Below are 15717 nucleotides of genomic sequence, written 5' to 3'. Positions count from 1 at the left end.
TTTCTTTTCTTTATAATTCTTTGAAATCAAGTAAAGGAATCAGCAATTCTGACTCTTCCTTTTCTGGAGTTTCTCCATTGTCGATCCAGCATTGTTCCTTATTGAATATAACCGGAGAAAGCGGGTGTCTTTTTGTCTCTCCATATCCTAATGTGAGATGGCTGTCGCTCAATATCATATGTGCGTTCGTGCCCCCGAATCCAAAAGAACTGATTCCGGCTCTCAAAACCCCTTTTCTGGGACGCCATTCTTTTAAAGACGTGTTCGGAAAGAATGGCGACTGATCAAATTTAAAACGCGGATTTGGCGTTTTACAATGTAATGTCGGCGGGAGCATCTGATTTTTTATGGATAAGGCAACCTTTATAATACTCGCTATCCCCGCTGCGCTCATTAAATGTCCGAAATTCGTTTTTACGCTGCCTACTCCGCAAAATTGCGTTTCTTCCGTAACCTCCCGGAACACTTCAGTCAGCGCTTTTAATTCAATCGGATCTCCTATCATCGTACCGGTGCCATGCGTTTCGACATAACTGAGAGTATCTGCATCAATTCCGCCTTTTTTCAGGGCTTTTTTTATCACTGCGCTTTGCGCTTTCGGATTAGGTGTTGTCATTCCCATTGTCTGTCCGTCATTATTAACCGCGGATGAGTCAATTACCACGTAAATTCTGTCACCTTCGGCAAGGGCGTCATCAAGTCTTTTCAAAAGGACTGCGCCGCATCCTTCTCCCGGTACAAATCCATCTGCCTTTTCATCAAATGTATGACATTTTCCTTCAGGTGAAAGCGCCCGAGCCTCACTCAGCATGACGTAAGGCTTTTGATCCAGCAAAATGTCAACCCCGCCCGCAATTGCCATATCTGACTCTTTTGACATCAGGCTTTGACAAGCGAGATGGACGCTGACCAATGAGGAAGAACATGCCGTGTCTACAACCAGATTCGGTCCTTTCAGATTAAAAAAATGTGAGATATGCGCGCCTATGAAATTTTGTCCTATACCCACGATCGTATTTTTTGAAGGTGAACCTATTTTGGACATAAACGTCCCGGTCCGCGAACCGATGAAAACGCCGACTTCTTTGTTTGATACTTCTTCTTTTGTATAGCCGCCGTCTCTCAATGTCTGGACGCTGACCTCAAGGCATTTTTTGATTAACGGATCAAGCTCTGATGCTTCACTTTTGTTCATATTAAAAAACGCGGGATCGAAAGACTCAATATCTTGAAGAAATCCGCCCCACTTACTGATACTTTTTCCTTTTTCATAGGTGTCAGAGTAGTATGAAGAAATATCCCATCGCGACGCCGGGACTTCACGGACACTATTTTGTCCTTTCTTCAAATTTCTCCAGAACGTTTCTGTGTCCGGAGCATCCGGAAACTCACAGCCCATTCCGATAATAGCGATTTGGTTCAGACTGGTTGGTTGCATTTGAGATCCGCTGTCCCGTACTTCGGAAGCATTTTGATTTATATGTTGCTCTTTTTTCCGAACCTCAATGTTTTCTGAATTAATTTGAGGACTGATCCCCTCACTTGCAAATAACTCGTTCAAATAGGCGCCCAGTTGTGAAAAACTCGGATACTCCAGAAAAGCCGAAGGTTCAATTTTTATTTGAAATGCATCTTCCGCTTTTTTGACAAGCTGAACGAGTAAGATTGAATCAACTCCGTAATCCGCAAAAGACGTATCCTGATCTAATTTCCCGTAAGGTATTTTCAGCTCTGCGGAAAAAATCTCCATTAACTTCCTGATCATAGCTTCATTGTCTCCATGACCAGAGATCACTTTTTCCTCAGCATCCGGGTTATTTTTAGCAGCTTGAATTCTTGTCTGAAGCAGCTGCTGCAGCTTGAATTTCTCCTGATGTGTCTTTGCCGGTATAAGGCATGGATATCCGTTTATCGTCATGATTTCATCTAGCATAGAAATACCTGTTTCTGTTGAGTGTGAAAGTAAACCGAGTGCCTGATATGATGGACTTGTCACCTCGCCCATTCCAATGTCCTTCCAGCTCGGCCAGTTAATGGATTGATAATATGTTCTGCCGGCTGCATGCTGATACGCCGCAAAGTAATCCATAAAAGCGTTCGCCGCGGCATAGTCACTTGTTCCGGCGCCTAATAAAGGAAAAGCGCTCGCAACAGATGAAAACAAAATGAAGAAATCAAGTTCGTCATCAATAAAAATGTCATGAAGTACCTGCATCCCTTGAACCTTTGGCTCAAATACTTCTCTTATTTCTTTATCAGATTTATGGATAAAAGCCGGATTCGAATGATTGGCTGCACCAGCGCAATGAATCACCCCGCCGATTTTGCCGAACTTCATTCTCACCTCTGAAAAGAAGCGATGTAATTTTTCTTTTTCCGTGAGCGGCCCGGAATACACTTCCACCTGAACTCCCTTTTGATCCAACTCATGCAGCAGTTGTAATTTCGAATAAAGAGGTGACTTTTCATCGGTGTCTTCTAACATGCCGGCTATTTTATCAGATTCCGGAAGGTCGGTTACTCCCATCAGCACAAGTTTTTTGACTCCCTTGCCGGCATAATGTCTGGCAAGTTCTGCTCCGATCCCTCTTGTTCCCCCTGTAATAACCAAGGTTTGATCCGTACGGCAGACCGGCAGACCGGATAGTTTCCGGTTTATTTCCGCTGCATGTAATTTCTCGACGTATGGAATATAACGTTCACCGTTCCGGTAGCAGATTTCACTATACAGCCCGTCAGCGCAAGCTTCATCTGTGATTACCTGTCTCAGTTCCGCCGCAGTCCCGACATGCCCGTCTACATCTATTGTTTTTGATTTTATCTTTTGATACTCCGCGCTCAGCATTTTATATAGTCCGGCTGTTTCGGCTCCGGCTAACGACGGCTTGTCATTCAGAAATGTCTGCAGCCCTCTTGTCACATGTAAAACGAAAAGCTGTTTACGTGTCTTTATGATTTCCTGCAGCAGTGTCAGCTTCCCGATTGTGCCGGTGCGTGCCCCGTTTTGATCACTCCGCAAATCTGACAGGTCAATCATGCCGATGATTTCCGGATTTTCTTCTATGACTGCTAGAGCCGTTTTTTTGGCTTCCCCATCCGAATGATCCCAGTTATCTGCGCAAATGACAGCGGATTCAATCAGAGGATCTGAATCAAACAATTCGAATGCAAGCCGCTCACTTTCACTATTAGCCAGGATCATCACCTGTCCTTTCGTAAAAGCGGAAGGCGCAGCCTTTTGTTTTTTCCACGATTTTTTTAATACATCAAATGATAAGTCAGTCGGTGCATGGGGCAGACTCTGCGGTACACCTGTTTTTTTCTGTTTCTCTGCTGCTTTTGCGGCAGGCACCCAATATCTGTTCCGTTCAAAAGGATATGCAGGAAGAGAGATAAGCTTCGGTAATTCCGCAGTGTACATCCCTTCCCATTCAACGTCTCCTCCGTTCACCCAGTGAATGGCCATTTCTCTTGCATTTTCAAAGTGAGCGGCTGACAGGGCATTCTTTTGACCAGCGCCTCGGCGGGCCTTTCCCCTATATAAACCGTTTAACTTATGATCTGACCGCAAATACATCGTCAGCTTATTGCGAAGATCGTCAATGCTGCTAACCTCAACAGCGAGCCGCTCTTCCATAGCGTTTCTCCCGGTCTGCGAGGTGTACGCGGCATCAGCTAGTGACGTTTTTGGCTCCAGTTCTTTTATATATGCATCAATCAAGAGTCTGAGCCGTTCTTCATTTTTGGCAGAAAGCAGAATAATTTGCGCCTTGTTGCTCTGTACCGTTTCCATCTTTTCTTCATTCTTATACTCTTCGATGATAATGTGGGCATTAGATCCTCCAGCGCCGAACGAACTGATGCCCGACCTTCTGGCTTGATTTTGCGGCGTCTTCCAATCAGTCAGTTCAGACTGCACGTAAAACGGTGTTTCCTCAAAATCAATATTAGGATTTAAGTTATCGGAATGAAGAGAAGGAGCAAGTTGTTTATACTTCATTTGCATCAGCACTTTTGTGATAGAAGCAATTCCAGCCGCGGCCTCTAGGTGTCCGATATTTGACTTAACCGAACCAATTGCACAACGATAATCGCTTTTCGAGCTGTGCAAAGCTTTGGTTAAACCTGAAATTTCAATCGGGTCTCCCAAAGATGTCCCGGTGCCATGCGCTTCAATATAACTTATGCTGTCTGCATCAATCCCCGCCTTATCAAGAGTTTCACTGATGACGTTTGCCTGCTCGCCCGGATTTGGCACAGTGTATCCGTTTGTTTTTCCGCCGTGATTTACAGATGTTCCCTTAATCACACCGTAAATCCTGTCCCCGTCAGCCTTTGCGGCAGAAAGCGATTTCAAAAGAACGGCCCCGACTCCTTCTCCCGGCACATATCCGTCTCCTCCCGCTCCAAAGCTTCTGCAGCGCCCATCGCTTGAAACAAAATGATTTTGAGAAAGTAAAGTATATTTATCCGGGTGTAAGGATAAATTCACTCCTCCGGCTATGGCGAGAGTGGATTCTCCTCTTTTTATACTTTCACATGCAAAATGAACAGCAGAAAGTGAAGACGAACACATTGTATCAATTGCAAGGCTGGGTCCGCGCAGGTCAAAGAAATATGACACCCGGTTTGCGATAGACGAATAAGAAGACAAGAGCGCCTGACGTCCCTCATCATCTGAAGCACCGGCTGCAAATAACTGATAGTGGCTGTAGGTGACGCCGACAAATACACCTGTCTTATGCCGTTTCAACTTTTTCTTTGTGTAACCCGCATCTTCAAACGTGTGCCATGCTGTCTCTAAAAATAACCGTTCCTGAGGATCAATTAACTCGGCATCACGAGGCGAAATTGAGAAGAACAGCGGATCGAATTTATCAGCGTCTTTTATAAAACCTCCCCATTTGCTGTCATGACGGGCATTGTCACCTGTGTGATAATATTTCCGAAAATCCCAGCGCTCTTTCGGTATTTCCGTTATACAATCTTTTCCGGAAGAAATATTTTCCCAAAACTGTTCCACATCCTTCGCCATCGGGTAGCGGCCGGCTATACCGATAATTGCAATATCTTCCTCGGAAGGTGCGGATGGTATGCGGGAAACGGAAAGCTTCTCCCGTTTCGCCGGCGCCGAATGATCAATTCGCTGTTCGGCTGCCGGTAAAAACGCCTTCTTCAACTCATGTTGATAGTGTTCAAGAAAATACTCTGACAGCTCTTCAACACTGCTGTATTCAAAGAAAAGAGTCTTAGACACTCTTCCAAAATACTTTTCCAGACGGGAGTTAAGACCTAAAATCGTTAGAGAGTCAATTCCGTAACGGTCAAATGTATCCTCGGGTAAAATGCTGTCCGCCGGTCTTCCCGTTTCCGCACCGACAATCTCTGTCAATAGACGGATCGTTTGCTTTTTCAGATCTTTTTCATTTAATTGCGGCAGACTGTTGTTTTCAGGCACAGTCTCTATCTTTTTATGGTCAGTTGAAAGTAATTCACTTATTCTATCTTTGTCTCCGCTGATAACAGCCAGCTGAGAAGCAGAACGGCTCATACTGTCCTGAAAAGCGGCAAGCCCTGCTTGGGCAGATAAAAGTTCCAGCCCCGTGTGTCTTAAAGCCTGCAGCTCTGCCGGACCAACTGTCATATTCCCCGCATCCCATAAAGGCCAATTAATAGAGAGTGTTTTCCCGGGACGTCCTTTCATGCTTCGATACTGGGTGAATCCGTCCATACATCCGTTAGCGAAGGCGTAGTCGCTCTGACCCGCATTAGGCAGAACGGCCGAAAGGGATGAAAACATAACGAAGAAATCAAGAGGCTCTTCTTCAGCTGCTTTATCCAGCCAAACGGTTCCGAATACTTTAGGCGCTATAACTTCTTCTATGCTTTCTTTCGCTTTTTTTATGATAAATGCATCCTTAACAAGTCCGGCACTGTGCAAAATTCCGTTTAATTCTCCGAATGTCTGCTTAATGTGCTTAATTAACGCGTCCGCCTCTTTTTCCTTTGAAATATCTGCCGGGACATATAAGGCTTCAGCGCCGAGATTTTCAAGAGCGCTCAATTTTTGCGCCGTTTCACGGGATGCCGGGGAACGCCCGGTTAATACCAGCTTGACTTCTGCCTGTTTCGCCAGATATTCCGCAAACAGATACCCGAGACCGCCGGCTCCTCCCGTAATTAAATACACACCGTTCTTTTTTACACTGAAACTATGTTTCTCCCCATCTTCTTTTTTTACTCTTTTAAGCTGCCTTTTATAATAATGCCTCGGCTCATAACAGGTAAAGTGGTCCGTCTTGCATTGATTGTTCCATTCAAAAGAGATGACATCTGCAATATGCTGCTTTGTAAACGGCTCGTCAAACATTGATTTCAGCTCTGCAGCCTTACATGTGAAATTCGGGTTTTCGGCCTGTACGGTCTTAAGAAAACTTTCAACCGCGTTATAAATGGGCTGAACCTCGCCCTCGGTATTTTCATACAGATACAAAATTTCTGCTTTCGGACAAAGTTTGTTCGCCATGAAGGCCTGAAACATTTGAAACAAGGAAAACAGACTTTTATTGAGCTGCTTTCTCATTGCATCTTCTGTATTTTTGAAGAGCCCGGCAGCTAAAAAATGAATAATATGGCGGGGTCTTATATTTTGAGAACGCAAAACCCCGCATAACGCATCATAATCCTCATCTTTTGCAAAGTTCATTTTAAAACGACCGTTCCGGCAATCTTCGAAACGCTCGCCGGAAGTCACGTAAATGAAAGGCGCCTCATAACCTTCAAGCTGTCTCTTCATTACGGTATACATGCTGTCGTCTTTGCAAAAAAATAAAATTGGCTCTTTCGTATTCGGGAATTTTTCACTGCCTTTAAATTCATGTCTATCCCATACCATTTCATATAGATGGGTTTTCCCCAAGCTCTTAATTAATTCCAGCCCTTCTTCACGCGTCAGGCTGCCTTCTTTCACCTTTTTCACGATTTGCTCAATTTGCATCGTTTTTTCATTCATGGAAAAGCAACTCCTCTATCAGCTCTGACGTCTCTTTCGTATTCATCTCACCTGTTTGTGCTTTTTCAAGAAGCGACATGATTTCTCCATCTGCTGTATCTTTATTTGAATTGTGAAGCTCAGTGTTCGAGAAAGCCTCAGCCTTCTGCGCTTCATCTTTATTTAAATGAATCCAATGTCTGTTCTTGCTGAAAGGATAAAGAGGAAGAGGCCGTTTAACCGGTTTGAGTTCCTCCTCATACAAGTCTTCCCAGCTGATTTCACAACCGATCGTCCACAACTGAGCCAGTTTGGCCGGCTTGTTTTGCTGAATCAGTGATTGAACATACGCATGACCTTCGGGGCCGCCGAATAAAGGAGCGTACAGACTATCAAAATCCGTTACATTTCCTTCATAAACACCTTGCAGCCTGCTCCCCTGAATGTAACCGTTTAATTTTTCAAGAAGATCTCCGATATTCGAGCAAGTGATCGCAAGGCGGCATTCAAATGGTTCCCTTCCGGTTTGCAGCGTATATGCTATTTCTTCAAGACCGATTCCGGACTTTTCTCTAAAATTGCCGTTATACGGTTTATCAGCTGATCGATTCCGCACGCTGCTGATATAGCGGCACAGCTCGCTCAGGGTCATTAATTCCTGAAATATGTCTAGTGATATTTCTGTGCCGTACATTTGGTTTATATAAGAGATTAATTCGGAATAAGCCAACGGATCAAATCCGAATTCCGAAAGAGGTGTCTTTGCATCTATATTTGCGGTATCTAAACGCAGGATACCCGCTGCCGCTTCCCGAACCGCCTCTTGCACATCACGTTCCTGCACCTCTTGCTGACTGAATTGAACTGATAGTTCTTCATGTAAAAACGCTGTTAACTCTTTGGCTTTAACCATCAGCCTTTCCTTTGTTTTGGCCGATAGAACAATGATTTGATCCCGCTCGGCAGTTACTGCTTTATCTTGTCCGTATTCAAATTCTTCCACGATGACATGAGCATTTGCCCCGCCGAATCCAAAGGAACTGACTCCGGCACGGCGCGGAATTTCATTTCCTTTTCGATCTTTTAATCTGGCCCACTTCATAGTTTTATTGACAATATGAAACGGTGTTCCGCTTAATTGAATGTAAGGGTTCAGTTCCTTAACATGTAGTGTGGCAGGCAATGTTTTATACTTCATGGATAGTAATACTTTAATCAGCCCCGGCATTCCAGAGGCGGGCTCTAAATGACCGATATTCGTTTTTACTGAACCGATGCCGCAATATTGGACATGATTCTTTCCTGGATGCGGCTCAAAAGATCCAAACGCTTTTTTCAAGCCTTCAATCTCAATCGGATCTCCCAGTTCTGTTCCGGTTCCGTGTGCTTCAATATAAGATATCGTATCAACAGGAATATCGGCATTTTTGTAAACAGACGTTAACAGTTCTGCCTGAGCTTCCGGGTTCGGAGCGGTCAATGAAGCAGATCTTCCTCCGTGATTTTCTCCGGTTCCTCTCAGGACTCCGTAAATATTGTCTCTGTCATTCATTGCCGCTTGCAATGGTTTCAATAACAGAACAGCTGCACCTTCACCGCGGACATAACCGTCGGCAAGTTTATCAAACGTCTTACACCGGCCGTCCCTAGACAAAATACCGAGTTTATCGGTATACATATGCGTGACTGGATCTAAAAGCAGCGAAACCCCGCCTGCTACCGCCAGCTCACTTTCACCATTTTGAATCGAGCGCACAGCTCTGTGGATTGCTACAAGACTGCTTGAGCAGGCTGTATCAATGGACTCACTCGGACCTCTGAAATTAAAATAGTGGGATACACGATTGCTGATGAGCGCCTGGCTGTTTCCGGTTCCCGCAAACGCATGCGCCCCGTCCGAATGCCTCATCAGCAGCTGGCGGTAATCATTAAATTGAATGCCCGTAAACACCCCGATATGTTTGCCGGACAGCTTTGAAGCTTTGTAACCCGCATCTTCTATCGCTTTCCAGGTTTCCTGCAAATAAATTCTGTGCTGAGGATCCATGAGTTCTGCTTCCCGCGGATTAATATTGAAAAACGCCTCATCAAATTTATCGGCATCTGTGATAAATCCGCCCCATTTCGAATGTACTTCGCTGCTTCCTTTGCCTTCGGCGTATTTTTTCCAATCCCATCGATCCGGGGGAATTTCCTGAATCGAATCTTTTTCATTGATTAAATTGATCCAAAACTCATCTGCATTTTTTGCTCCCGGAAAAACACAACTCATCCCGATAATGGCAACCGGCTGCTTCTCCGGATGATGGTCAGCCTGTCTTGCTGTCTTTTTTTCAAACGGAAAACTTCGCGGCGGCTTCACGGTTTTCCCGGCGTGCACTTTCCTTTTTTCAGAAATGTTTTTTTCTGCATCTGTATTCCCTTTTGCAACAGTACGCAGTTCACTGCTTAGAAATTCTGAAAGAGACTTTATATGGCTGTAAGTAAAGAAAACGGCAGGTGTCAGCTTAAGCTTGTATTTTTTATTCAGTCTGACAGCTAATGTTTTCAAACTGATAGAATCAAAGCCGAGATTGCCGAAATTCTCTGCCGTATCCAGCTGTTCAATGTTAATTTTCAATAATTCCGACACCATTTGCTTCAGTTCTTCAAGGACATTGTCTGCAGAATCCGGTCCTGTATAAGAACTTTCCTCTTGACGAACCGGAAGCGTATTTACTTTTTGATGCGGCAGATCTTTTTTTGCTGGTGTTGTTCCGGCATCCCCGGTAACAACCGAAATTTGCGGACAGTCACTTGCCAAAATTGTCTCAAAAGCCGCTATCCCTTCTTCCGTTTCCAAATAATCAAACCCGGATGCGGAAAGATATGCGTCTTCAGCTTCTTTGTTTAAATGCATTCCGCCTTTACGCCACAACGGCCAGTTAATCGAAATGCTCTTGCCTTGTCTCTCTTGCCGGCGGCTCTGTTCGGATCTCCAATTTATATATTGATCTTGAAAATAATTGCCCATCGCATAGTTAACCTGTCCAAAATCTCCGAAGACCGAAGAAATAGAAGAAAATACGATAAAGAAATCAAGCGGCTCATCTTTCGTTAATTCATCTAAGCATACCGTTCCTTCAATTTTAGCAGTCATGCCTTCTGAAAAATCAGTCAGATTCATCTCTGTAAATAACCGATCATCGGCATGACCAGCTGAATGAATAACGCCTTGAAGGGAGCCCCAAGTCCGTTTCGTTTCTTCTATGACCCGTCCCATCGTCTTTTGATCTGCGGCATCAGCTTGATAATATACCGCATCCCCTCCAAGCGCCTGCAGCCGGTCAATGTTATGGCGTTTATCAGCTGTTAACGGTGACCTTCCCGTCAATACCAATTTTGCTTGATACTGAGAGGCTAAATATTTTGCGAAAATCAGGCCCAGACCGCCCAAACCGCCCGTTATGAGGTAAATCCCTTTCTGTTTCAGCTGATGAGAGTGCTCTGTATGATTGAATACATACTCCTTTAGTGTCTTAACATACCTCTTGTCATTTATATATTTAACTTCTTCCGCCTGCCGTTCCACGCCTGAAACCATTTCGTTAAGACAAAATTCAGCCATTTTTTCAATTGATATACGTTCTGAAAAACCGATTGACTTCACATTCTCTGCGGATGGCACCAACATATTTGCCGTTTTTAAACAGCCTGCAAGAGCGCCCGTATACGGATCATTCACGCCTTCTTTAAAAGAGTGAACAAGAAGCAGAGAGTGCAGATAAAGAGAGGCATCATTGCGGGCGCTCAGGGCTTTTAATAAATAAAAAATTGATTCCAGGCCGCTGAGAAGGCGGTCACCCGCGTAAAATGTTTCTCCCGTGTGCAAGATGACATCAGGAGAAAACCCCTTTTTCTCCAATTCTTCGAATAAACGAATATAATCTGACGTCACTTCCGGGTTTATACAGAATGTCAGCAGATTTTGATCGGTCTGCCGCTGATCCGGCGTGACGAGAATGACACGGCTGTCTGATTGATTTTTCAGAGCTCCAGCCAATGCTTCATCTTTTGCAAAAACCAGAATTGTTTTTGGCTCCCTATCTTTCATTTCAATCAGAGGGTTTTTTTGATCCCACTTATGCTCATAAAAACGTACATTTTTATTAGGCTTTTCGCCAAAAACCAGCCCGCTCAGTTCCATCAAAATCCCGCCGGCATTGTCTAATACATACACATCATAAGCCGAATCGCTTTCTTCAGTTTGTTCTGCATATACATAAACGGGTTCAGTCTCATGATCAAAAATCGTACATTCTTTAATATTTTCCGGGAGCTCTCCGGCATTTTCCCCCGCAAGGTATATGACGGCTTGATATGCGCTCTCAATCACTTCCGGTTTGATTATGCACCCTTTCGGCCCGGCCTTTGCTTTTATCTTTAAAAGCACCTGTCCGTTCCTGCTGACGCAGTGCTCTGCCGCTTTCAGACTGTCACTGCAGCTGTATCCGAATTCGGCAAGCCGCTGATAAAACGCTTCGTACGGTATGCGGTCTGCACGCTGAGACAGAAACGGCTCAAGATGAATATTTCCGTTCTCGTACGCCCCGTCTTCTAATTCGATCCGCCCTGAGGAATAAATGGATGAGTCGCTCTGTTTTTCTATAGAATACGATGCACCCTGATTATCCGGGGTTAATACAATCTGGATCTGCTCATTGCTTTCGTTTTGTAACATCGGTTCTTTAAAGGAGAGCTCAGTTAATTTAATAATCGGATTTCCTGAAGCCATCGCTCCGGCAGCCCTCGCCATTTCAATCTGGCTGAGAAACGGAAACATTTCCTTGTCTTGATACTTTGTTTTTATATACAAATCGGTATCGCTTACATTGATAAGAAACTTCTGTCCTTTAAAATCAGATATATTGCATGAAATGTAAGGATGCAGATCGTTATTTACGTTCATAAAGCGGCTTCCCGTATTTTGCGCATCTATTCTGCATAGCTCTTTAGCAAATGGATATCCGGGTGCTGATACCCGTCTCAAAGTGACATCTTTATAAAGTGACGGCCAATCTGCTCCGTTACCGCCAACCCAGTATTCAGCAATCTTCACAAGATCCCTGTTTGCGGCTGCTTCTTCAATCTCAGCTTTGTTCATCCTTTGAGCTTCTGTTGTGTCTTTGCCGCTTGTAAAAATATGATCCCTCGCGTTTCCGAGAATGTAGTCTGTCAGTCCTTTAAGCAATTCATCTCTTGTGGAGGCGATAACAGCCAATCTGTGCGGCATTTCTTCTCGGCCGGTTTGTAAAGTAAATGCTGTATTTCTAAGTGTTTCTAATGGATAATCTCTGGCTGCTATTTGTTCTTTTGCGCGTTTTGCATATTCTGCCAGCCTTTCGGCATTTTTTGCAGAAAAAACAAATAAAAGCTGTTCAGGTTCTTCAGCCGCGAGAGGAGAGGTAGCTTCATCCGCAAATTCTTCTAAAATAACATGGGCATTAGCTCCTCCTGCCCCGAAAGAACTGATTCCGGCACGCCTTGGAACGGATGACTCCCATTTTTCGGCACTGTCCGGTACATAAAAAGGTGTTTTTTGAAACGGTATATTTTCATTCAATTCAGCAGAATGAGTCAGTGACGGAACAATCGTTTTATGTTTCATTTGAAGAATAACTTTCGTAATGCCCGCTATGCCTGCAGCAGCCTCAAGATGTCCGATATTTGATTTAATCGACCCGATCGCGCATGTCTTCTTATCGCGTTCGGCACCTGAAAATGCTTTGGTCAGACCGGTGATTTCAATCGGATCTCCTAACGCGGTGCCTGTTCCGTGAGCCTCTATATAGCTGATGCTTTTTGGATCAATACATCCTTTTTTTAAGGCTCTCGTAATGACCTCACTTTGAGCTTTTGGATTCGGCACGGTATATCCATTCGTCTTAGCACCGTGGTTGATCGCTGTTGCCTTAATAACTGAATAAATCTGATCACCGTCGGCAATAGCCTTTTTTACAGGTTTCAGCAGCACGGCACCTGTCCCTTCTCCCGGCACATAGCCGTCTCCTCCTGAACCGAAGCTTCTGCACCGGCCATCACTGGATAAAAATCCGCCTTGAGTCAGGAGTTCATATTTATGAGGATGAATGGATAAATTGACGCCTCCTGCAATTGCAATTTCACATTCATTCCTGATTAAACTTTCACAGGCAAAATGAACAGCCGTTAATGATGAGGAACACATCGTGTCCAAAGCAATACTTGGCCCGCTGAAATTAAAGAAGTAGGATACCCGGTTTGCGATTGATGCATATGAGGAAGAAACGGCCGCTTCGTGACCAACGCTGTACAGCTGATATTGGCCGTACATAACCCCTGCAAAAACACCGACGTTTTTTCTTTCAAGCGTTTTCTTTGCGTACCCGGCATCTTCTATGGTGTGCCATACCGTCTCTAAAAACAGTCTCTCCTGCGGATCAATTAATTCAGCTTCGGCAGGAGAAATATTAAAGAACAACGGATCAAAATGATACACATCGTCAATAAATCCCCCCCATTTGCTTTGGTTTTTTACTTCGTCGCCCGCCGCAGGCTGATAGTGCAGCCCCGAATCCCACCGATCCTCAGGTATCTCAGTTATACAGTCTTTACCGTTCAATAAGTTTCCCCACAGAGTATCAAGATCATTTGCCATCGGGTAACGTCCGCTGATACCGATAATAGCGATATCATTGTCATGATACTTCTCCTGCTGGACCTGTTTTTTCATCTGGATTTTCTGTTTCCCGTTAAGATCGGCTGTCTGTTTATTATCTTTTTTCTTCTGAGATGGGGTGCTGCTCCCGTTTTCTCCTAACCGGAGTTTATGAAGAAGAGTATCCCTGTGCTCCTCAACGAAATACTGTGACAATTCTGCCGCAGTCTGATATTCGAATAACAGCGTTTTTGAGAGCGCGCCGAAATGTTTTTCAAGCTCATTCGTCATATTGATAATCATAACGGAATCAAGTCCGTATTTTTCCAATGCCTCTTCTGCATCTATTTTGTCCGCAGGCATCCTGAATTCTGCAGCAATTATTTTTATGATAAAATCAGATGTTTCAGCTGTCAGTTTCTCTGAATCAAATGATTCGATATTTCTCCCTGTTCCTTCATCTGCCTGAATATTGTCTTTTCGTTCATATAATTGATGAACATGATTGTCAATTTGCTCATCTCCGTAAAATACAGTAAATTGCGAAAAACCGGAGGACAATGCGACGGCAAACGCTTTTTTACCTTCTTCTTTTTCTAAAGGATAAAAACCCGCCTTTTTCATTGTCTCTACCGTTCGCTCATCCACTTGCATGCCGACTTCTTTCCACAGCGGCCAGTTCAGAGAGAGAGAAATCGTATCAGAATGCTGGGCAGAACGCATATTCATGAAATGATCCATATAACTGTTTCCGAACGCGTAATCAGATTGCCCGACATTTCCCAACACTGCGGAAGTAGAGGAGAAGCAAATGAAAAAGTCAGGATTTTCTTTCTCAACAGCATCATTCAGCCACATCGTACCCAATACTTTCGGTCTGATTACCTGATCGAATTCCTCTCGTGACTTGTTAAGAAGGAAAGAGTCCCGGATGATTCCCGCGCCCTGAATGACCCCGTTTACTTTTCCATAAGAAGTTTTGGCTTTTTTGACTACATATTCGGCTTCTTCCTTATTGGTAATATCAGCCTGAACATAAACAGCTGAAGAACCGGCATCCTCCAATCGCCTCAGCTGTTTTCTTATATGGTCTGAAAGCGGAGATCTTCCTGTTAAAACAAGGCAGCATTTTGTTTGAAAAGCCAAATATTCTGCAAAGGTAAATCCTAATCCGCCCGCGCCTCCCGCGATAATATATACTCCATTTTCTCTCAGCGGCACATCTCCGCTTCCGGAATTTTTTTCGGGTTCATACGTTTTAAGCTGTTTGACGTAACGCTGCATGTCTTTATAACGGATCTCTACATCTGAAGGCTGGAAATCACTCAGCTCATTGCGTATGATATCAGCTGCGTGAACGGCTGCTATTGACTGCTCCATTTCAATGCTTTTTGCTGAGATTAACGGATTTTCCAGCTGCAATGTCCGCAAAAATCCGCTTGCCGCCGCGTAAAGAGGCTGTTCTCCGGAAAGATGCGAAAAATATCCATATAACAGCTTGATCGGTTTGCGGCAGTTATTTTTGAAGAGCGCCTGTTGTAATAAAAACAAAGAATAGACTCCGCTGTCGCATTGTTCACGAATCGCTCTCTCTGTTTTTTCAAACGGCATGTCTGACCATAAATGCACCGCTTCCCGTATATCTGACTTTTCTTCTTCTATAAGCCATCCTAACAGGTCTATGTAATCTTTTTCAGAGCGGGGGTCGATTTCAAATACACCGTCCCCGGTTTTTCGAAACTCTTTCCCCGGCTTAACCAAAATAACCCTTGTATCATGCAATGCAGCAAGTTCTTTACTCACATCTTCATTTTTATCAAATAATAAAAGGCTGCCCTCACGCCGGCCGCCTTTTACATGAATGCTGAGATCTGTCCGCTGCCAGACCGTCTGATAATATATCGCCTGTCCGTTAACCCCTGCGGAATGAAAACCAAGCTGCTGTATCCGCTTTACTCCTTCTTCCAAAGAAATGTTGCCGCTTTCTATGTCAGAAAGTACTTTTTTTCTAATATGACGGGCTTCTTTCATAAAAATCTTCATCCCCTTT

2 protein-coding genes are annotated in these 15717 nt (G+C 44.1%); both read right to left on the bottom strand.

Features of this window, described 5'->3' with window-relative positions:
* Nucleotides 1–10: 10 nt before the first annotated feature.
* Nucleotides 11–7012, bottom strand: coding sequence for an SDR family NAD(P)-dependent oxidoreductase (locus ACWJJS_RS08370; RefSeq protein WP_454023479.1), 7002 nt, complete (start codon nucleotides 7010–7012; stop codon nucleotides 11–13).
* Nucleotides 7005–15698: an SDR family NAD(P)-dependent oxidoreductase gene (locus tag ACWJJS_RS08365; protein WP_454023478.1), complete on the bottom strand. Its 8694-nt coding sequence runs from the start codon at nucleotides 15696–15698 to the stop codon at nucleotides 7005–7007. Before ACWJJS_RS08365 ends, ACWJJS_RS08370 begins: the two co-directional genes overlap by 8 nt.
* Nucleotides 15699–15717: the final 19 nt, after the last annotated feature.

It is taken from the genome of Bacillus sp. JK106 (assembly GCF_053663355.1).
Note: the sequence above shows the minus strand (reverse complement) of the source record. Positions and strands in the feature narration are given on the sequence as shown.